A 7023-nucleotide genomic window follows, 5' to 3' on the forward strand; every position below is an offset into this window, starting at 1 on the left:
TTAACGGGTCAGCATAAGGACAATCAAACCGACACCGAGCAACAGACGATAGATCACAAACGGTGTCATTCCCATTCGGCTGATCAGTTTCAGAAAGTAATGAATACAGATGTAGGCGCTGACAAAAGAGGTCAGGATGCCGGTCAACAGGAAACCGATGTGGATCGGCTCACCGCTGACTACCAGTTTCATACCAAGATACCCCCCTGCCAGCAGGATAATCGGGATCGACATCAGAAACGAAAAGCGTGCTGCCGCCTGGCGATGGAAGCCAAGATACAGGGCGGCGGTAATGGTGGCGCCCGAACGTGAAGTACCGGGAATCATCGCCAGGGCCTGGGCAATACCGATAAACAGCGCTTGCTTGGTGCCAGTGTGATACTCATCCTGGCGCTGAACGGCGGTACGGTCGACATACCAGAGCAACAGGCCAAACAGAATAGTTGTGGCGGCAATCACCCAGGCGCTGCGCAGGTAAAGTTCGATGATATCTTTCATAAACAAGCCGAACAGACAGGCAGGAACTGTCGCCAACGCGATCATCCAGGCCAGCTTGGCTTCTTTACTGCGGTCACCGGAAAAAATAGAGGCAACAAATGCCCGCAGCAGGGTGACAACTTCAGTGCGGAAATAGAGCACCACCGCCGCCAGCGTGCCCACATGTACGGCCACATCAAACGCCAGCCCCTGATCTTCCCAACCGAGAATCGCGGAAGGCAGGATTAAGTGGGCAGAACTGGAAATAGGCAAAAACTCGGTCAGTCCCTGGATCAAGGCCAGGAAAAAGGCTTCAAAATAACTCATGGTAATCTCACTGCATGGGACACATCGAACCAGAGAGGTACGGGTTCAAGTGGCTCTGGCTGGGAAAAGCCAGTTTTTATTTCTTGGATGGTACGGCCATCGCCGGGCACCACCAGCTGCGGGCATAACTCAAACAGAGGCTGGATGACGAAAGCGTATTTATAAATATCCGGTCTCGGCAGCTGCGGAGCTTGTGGGTTGGTCTGCTCGCCATAGAGGATCAAATCCAGATCCAGGGTGCGATCCTGAAACTTACGCGCATCTGCCGCCCGCCCCCAGCGCAATTCGATGTCGCGCAAGGTTGAATGCAGCTCTTCCATGGCCAGCTCAGTGCACAGCTCTACCACCAGGTTATAAAACGGCTGTCCGGCAAAGCCGACACTTTCACACTGATAGATGGTCGACAGGCGCACTGTGCCCAGTGCACTGAGTTCGGCAACCGCGGCTTCAACGTGCTTGCGCCGGTCGATATTTGATCCCACACCTATATAGGTGGTGATCATAGCGTGCCCCGCTCGATGATCACGCCGACTCCTTGAGCCTGAGTCACAGCACGTGGCTTGGTCAGGCGTATCCGCACCCAGGGAACATTGAACTGGTTGATGATCAATTCCGCACACTCTTCGGCCACCCGTTCAACCAACAAAAAACGGCCGTTTTGCACATGGTCCAGAATAGCCTGACTCACCTGAGAGTAATCGAGCGCATCGGCGACATCGTCACTTTTACCTGCCGGGCGATTGTCATGGGCCATTTCGATATCCAGCAGCAGCTTTTGTTTGATCTGCTGTTCCCAGTCATACACCCCAATTGTGGTGATCACTTCTAATTGTTCAATAAAGACTTTATCCATGGTGATTCACTATCCTTCACAGGTCGGATACCCAAACCGGGCAAAAACTCTTAATATTCAAACTAAGCGGGTTATGATATCAATTACTTGCTTATTCGGCACCTATTAACCACGAGTCAGAGTCCTATGTCACCACTTGCGCTTATCATGATCATCTCTGCCTATTTACTGGGCTCGATCTCCAGTGCAGTGTTGATCTGTCGGTTACTCAGGCTGCCTGATCCCCGCTCTGTAGGGTCTCATAATCCTGGGGCAACCAACGTGTTACGCATCGGAGGCAAGAAAGCCGCGGCTTCCGTATTGCTGTGCGACATGCTGAAAGGCACGCTGCCGGTCTGGACCGGCTACTGGTTGGGAATCGATGCCATCATACTGGGTTTGATCGGTATCGCCGCCTGTCTCGGCCATATGTACCCGCTGTTCTTCCACTTTAAAGGCGGTAAAGGCGTTGCAACTGCACTGGGGGCCATTGCGCCGATCGGCTGGGATTTAACTGGTCTTATCATGGCCACCTGGCTTGCGGTCGTAGTGGTGTTCCGCTATTCATCACTGGCTGCGATAGTAACGGTCCTGCTGGCGCCGTTTTATACCTGGATGATCAAACCTCAGTACACCTTACCGGTAGGAATGCTTTGCTGCCTGATAATTTTTCGCCACCATCAGAACATTCGCCGCCTGTTTGACGGCAGCGAACCTAAAGTCGGGGCGAAAAAAGCTCATCAGGATTAACAGCCGGCATGATTCAGGTTGCTCTTCTCACGCCTGGAGCGGATGGTACTGTGCCAGAAAATCGGCCAGCAATTGGGTAACTCGCTCCGGTTGCTCCAGGTTGGAGATGTGGCCGGCATCGGCAATCTGCACCAGTTGGCTGCCAGTGATCGCATCATGCATCAGGTAAGATTCCAGCACCGGACGCGCCATATCCTGCTGGCCAACAGCAATTAAGGTCGGCAACGCAAAACGTTCCACTTCTTCCATCTGATCCCGGCGGCCAAATATCATCCGGCCGATGCGGGCCAGCTCCACTGCCTGTTGATCTTTGACCTGTGCCAGCTTAGCGGTAAAGCCACGCACCAGCTCAGAGTCTTCTGCCAGGGTGGACTTGGCAAAAAACAGCGGCGTCACCGCTTCGATGATAGGCGTAGGCACCAGCCGCGCCATGGCGATGGTTTCCAGCATGGCAAAATACTTAGCGTTGTTTACTTCTGGTTCCAGACCGACAAAGGTATCCATCAGCACCAGTGACGTCACCCGCTGCGGCGCCAGCGAAACCAGTTCGCAGCCCCACATGCCGCCAACCGATAGCCCGACCAGCGCAAAGCGCTCCACGGCCAGGTGATCCATCAGCGCCAGCATCTGCCCAGCATAATCTTTCAGCGTTCGGGTCTGTTCCGGCATGGCTTCAGAGCGGCCATGTGCCCAGAAATCCGGTACGATGCAGCGATAGTGGCGGCTTAAGACTTCAATTTGTGGCCGCCACATTTCGCAGTCCCACAGATAGCTGTGGCCAAACAGAATGACCGGGCCGGTGCCGACATCCAGATAGCTCATGCTGCGGCCATCAATGCTAAATTGGTTAGTATTCGCTTCCATTAAATCTGTTTCCTATCTGCCACCTTTGCGGCGGTACTATAAAGAAGGCCGCAGAAACTGCGGCCTGGTGGATTACTGGATTGGTTCAAGCTGATCAATTGGCCAACGCGGAGTCGCCTGAACCGAAAGATCCGCCACTTCACCGTTTTTCAACCGCTGCATCCCGGCATAGGCGATCATGGCGCCGTTATCGGTACAGAATTCCGTGCGCGGATAGTAAACTTCGCCGCCGACTTTATCTGCCAGCTTAGTCAGCTCAGCACGCAAACGTCGGTTGGCGCTCACACCACCGGCGATAACAATCCGCTTCATGCCGGTTTGTTCCAGAGCGCGGCGACATTTGATCGCCAGCGTTTCGCACACCGCTTCTTCAAATGCATAGGCGATATCCGCCCGGGTCTGCTCATCGTCACCATTGGCGTGGATAGTGTTAGCGGTAAAAGTTTTCAAGCCGGAAAAACTCATGTCCAGCCCTGGTCGGTCGGTCATCGGCCGCGGGAACTTAAACCGCCCCGGAGTGCCTTTTTCGGCCAGTTTCGACAATAGCGGGCCGCCTGGGTAATCCAGCCCCATTAATTTAGCTGTTTTATCAAATGCTTCGCCGGCGGCATCATCAATCGATTCACCCAGGATCCGGTATTCGCCAATCCCTTTCACTTCCACCATCATCGAATGGCCACCGGAAACCAGCACCGCCACAAACGGGAACGGCGGTGGGTTATCTTCCAGCATAGGCGCCAGCAAATGGCCTTCCATATGATGCACCGGCACCGCAGGGATATTCCAGGCGTAAGCCAGGCTTCGGCCGATAGTCGCGCCAACCAGCAGCGCCCCAACCAAACCCGGGCCGGCGGTATAAGCAATGCCGTCGATATCCTGGGGGGTTAAATTCGCTTCAGCCATCGCCGCCTTAATTAGTGGAATGGTCTTTTTCACATGGTCGCGGGACGCCAGTTCAGGTACCACCCCGCCGTAATCGGCGTGCAATTTTACCTGACTATATAGTTGATGCGCCAACAAGCCTTGTTGGTCATCATAGATTGCGATTCCTGTTTCATCACAGGAGGTTTCGATGCCGATAATGCGCATAATGATTTCTGCAGAATTTGCCAATATGAGAAAATTGGCGCAATCTTACCGCGCCTGACGATTGCAAACAAACTTTGTACAGGTATTAGGCGATAAAAGCCTTTACAAAGGCAATGTGATCGGATTAAAATTCCGCACCATTTTTGATCAAGCTGGGTATTAGCCAAACAAAGAGTTCGGTTTTGAAATACCAGCATTAACGAATAACCCCTGAGGTGAAAGGCATATGCCAGTAGTTAAAGTACGTGAAAACGAACCGTTCGACGTAGCACTGCGTCGTTTCAAGCGCTCTTGCGAAAAAGCAGGTATCCTTTCTGAAGTGCGTCGTCGTGAGCACTATGAAAAACCAACTACCGTTCGCAAACGCGCTAAAGCAGCAGCTCAAAAGCGTCACGCTAAGAAGCTAGCTCGCGAAAACGCACGTCGCGTTCGCCTGTACTAATAACTAGTTTCCACACGGAATATAGTTATGGCTCTGATTGAACAACTCAAAGAAGAGCAAAAATTAGCGATGAAAGCCAAGGACAAACTGCGCCTTGGCACTATACGTTTAGCCCTGTCAGCCATCAAGCAACGCGAAGTCGACGAGCGGATCACTCTGAACGACGACGATATCCTTGCTGTACTGACAAAAATGGTTAAGCAGCGTCGCGACTCTGTCGCCCAGTATGAATCTGCCGGTCGTCAAGATCTGGCTGATGCCGAAACTGCCGAAATTGCCGTGCTGGAGGATTTTATGCCTCAGCCGCTCACCGACGAAGAAGTAACTGCACTGATTGAAGCTGCAATTGTTGATTCCGGTGCCGCAGGCATGCAGGACATGGGTAAGGTAATGGGGCTGTTAAAGCCGCAAATCCAAGGGCGTGCAGATATGGGTAAAGTAAGTGGTTTAGTTCGCGCTAAGCTGGCTTAAATTACCCGCAAAAATTGCAGCAAGCCGTGCTATCCTTTGGAATGCACGGCTTGTTCGTATCTGGCTGATGTTTGTTTTCTTTGTTAGGTTTTATGGCTGGAATAATCCCTCGTAGCTTCATCGATGATCTATTAGCTCGACTCGATATCGTCGATATCGTTGACGCACGGGTAAAACTTAAGAAACAAGGCAAAAACTACGGTGCCTGCTGCCCTTTCCATAACGAAAAGACCCCTTCTTTTAGCGTAAGTCAGGAAAAACAGTTCTATCACTGTTTCGGTTGTGGTGCCCACGGCAACGCCATCGATTTTATGATGGAGTATGAACGGCTGGAATTTCCTGAAGCGATTGAAGAGCTGGCCTCCTCACTCGGTCTGGACGTACCTCGTGAACAGCGCCAGGGCAGTCATTCCTCCAGCAACGCACCGCGTGCCAACAACGAACAAAAACGCTCGCTGTACGATCTGATGTCCAGCATCAGTCAGTTCTATCGCGATCAGCTGCGTCTGGCGGCAGGAAAACCCGCTGTCGATTACCTGAAAGGCCGCGGCCTGTCAGGCGAGATCGTGCAAAAATTTGGCATCGGTTTTGTACCGGACGCCTGGGACAGTGTCCGCAGTAACTTTGCCCACAATAAGCAAGCAGAAGAGATGCTCACTGCTGCCGGTATGCTGGTCAGCAATGACAAAGGCAACCGCTACGACCGTTTTCGCGGCCGGATCATGTTTCCAATCCGCGATCGCCGTGGCAGAGTGATTGGCTTTGGTGGCCGGGTGCTGGGCGATGGTACGCCGAAATACCTCAACTCACCGGAAACCCCGATCTTCCATAAAGGCAAAGAGCTGTATGGCCTGTATGAAGTCCTGCAGGCCTACCGCGAGCCGCCGCAAATTCTGGTCACCGAAGGCTATATGGACGTGGTGGCACTGGCGCAGTACGGTATCGACTACTCTGTCGCCTCGCTGGGGACGTCAACCACAGGTGAACATATTCAGCAGTTGTTTCGCCAAACCAGTACGGTAATCTGCTGCTATGACGGTGACCGGGCCGGTAAAGAAGCGGCCTGGCGGGCGCTGGAAAACGCGCTGGAATACCTAAAAACCGGAAACACCCTGAAATTTCTGTTTTTACCCAATAGTGAAGACCCGGACAGCTACATCCGCCAACATGGCAAAGAGGCGTTTGAGCAACAGGTTGCCGACGCCAAACCGCTGTCGAGCTACCTGTTTCACAACCTGATTGAAACCCACAATATCAACCTGGGGACCATTGAGGGCAAATCGACCTTAAGAACCTTAGCCGGCGAACTGATCGACAAGATCCCCAACAGCGGGATGCAGGTGGAACTGGACGAACAGCTGAACAAACTCACCGGGTTCATGGGTCACGAGCTGAAGCGCAGAACCGCCTCAGCCAGCCCTCGGCCACAGCCACATCGCGAGCTAAAACGCACCCCGATGCGGGAAGTAATTGCTTTGCTTATCCAGAATCCGAGCTATGCTGAAATGGTACCGGATCTTTCCAGCGTTCAGGGGCTGGAAATACCTGGCTTAAGTTTATTGGTGGAAGTCCTTGATTATTGTAAGAACAATCCCCATATCAACACTGGCCAGTGCCTGGAACACTGGCGACACAGTAAACATGAGACCCTAATGTCTCGCCTTGCCAGCTGGGATATCCCACTTGATGAGGCGAATCAAGAAGATATATTTCTGGACTCGCTGGATAAAATAATTGCCCAGTGCGTCGAAAAACAAATTGAAAACCTGCA

At 52.6% G+C, this 7023-nt stretch carries 9 protein-coding genes; 4 read left to right on the forward strand and 5 right to left on the reverse strand.

The window, feature by feature from the left end; translation table 11 throughout:
* From ACQY6F_RS00855 to folB, 3 genes are read right to left on the reverse strand one after another with little or no spacing between them, the layout of a single operon-like run.
* Complete coding sequence (locus ACQY6F_RS00855; protein ID WP_428771496.1) at positions 1 to 804, reverse strand: undecaprenyl-diphosphate phosphatase; 804 nt, start codon at positions 802 to 804, stop codon at positions 1 to 3.
* Entirely contained in the window at positions 801 to 1307 is a 507-nt protein-coding gene (gene folK, locus ACQY6F_RS00860; RefSeq protein WP_428771498.1) for a 2-amino-4-hydroxy-6-hydroxymethyldihydropteridine diphosphokinase, read from the reverse strand. Before folK ends, ACQY6F_RS00855 begins: the two co-directional genes overlap by 4 nt.
* Positions 1304 to 1657 carry a dihydroneopterin aldolase gene (folB, locus tag ACQY6F_RS00865; protein ID WP_428771500.1) on the reverse strand — a complete coding sequence of 118 codons (354 nt, stop codon included), beginning with the start codon at positions 1655 to 1657 and terminating at the stop codon, positions 1304 to 1306. The genes folK and folB overlap by 4 nt, the downstream gene beginning before the upstream one ends.
* 126 nt (positions 1658 to 1783) lie before the next feature.
* Here folB and plsY point away from each other — a divergent pair, with 126 nt between their 5' ends.
* Positions 1784 to 2386, forward strand: coding sequence for a glycerol-3-phosphate 1-O-acyltransferase PlsY (gene plsY, locus ACQY6F_RS00870; RefSeq protein ID WP_428771502.1), 603 nt, complete (start codon positions 1784 to 1786; stop codon positions 2384 to 2386).
* A 27-nt stretch (positions 2387 to 2413) separates the two neighbouring features.
* Here the strand turns inward: plsY and ACQY6F_RS00875 are convergent, their stop codons facing one another.
* Together ACQY6F_RS00875 and tsaD are read right to left on the reverse strand one after the other, a co-directional pair.
* The gene (locus tag ACQY6F_RS00875) at positions 2414 to 3250 is read right to left on the reverse strand and encodes an alpha/beta fold hydrolase (protein ID WP_428771504.1); all 837 of its coding nucleotides are present in this window, start codon (positions 3248 to 3250) and stop codon (positions 2414 to 2416) included.
* A 72-nt stretch (positions 3251 to 3322) separates the two neighbouring features.
* The gene (gene tsaD, locus ACQY6F_RS00880; protein ID WP_428771506.1) at positions 3323 to 4339 is read right to left on the reverse strand and encodes a tRNA (adenosine(37)-N6)-threonylcarbamoyltransferase complex transferase subunit TsaD; all 1017 of its coding nucleotides are present in this window, start codon (positions 4337 to 4339) and stop codon (positions 3323 to 3325) included.
* A 226-nt stretch (positions 4340 to 4565) separates the two neighbouring features.
* On the opposite strand from tsaD, the gene rpsU reads away from it, so the two are divergent.
* The 3 genes from rpsU to dnaG all read left to right on the forward strand — a co-directional run.
* Entirely contained in the window at positions 4566 to 4781 is a 216-nt protein-coding gene (gene rpsU, locus ACQY6F_RS00885) for a 30S ribosomal protein S21 (RefSeq protein ID WP_001145625.1), read from the forward strand.
* 27 nt (positions 4782 to 4808) lie between these two features.
* Positions 4809 to 5252, forward strand: coding sequence for a GatB/YqeY domain-containing protein (locus ACQY6F_RS00890; protein WP_428771508.1), 444 nt, complete (start codon positions 4809 to 4811; stop codon positions 5250 to 5252).
* 92 nt (positions 5253 to 5344) lie between these two features.
* Positions 5345 to 7023, forward strand: a 1679-nt coding sequence (gene dnaG, locus ACQY6F_RS00895) for a DNA primase (RefSeq protein ID WP_428771510.1), incomplete at its 3' end; no start/stop codon positions are given.

It is taken from the genome of Vibrio sp. (assembly GCF_050299255.1).
Taxonomy (GTDB): Bacteria; Pseudomonadota; Gammaproteobacteria; order Enterobacterales; family Vibrionaceae; genus Vibrio.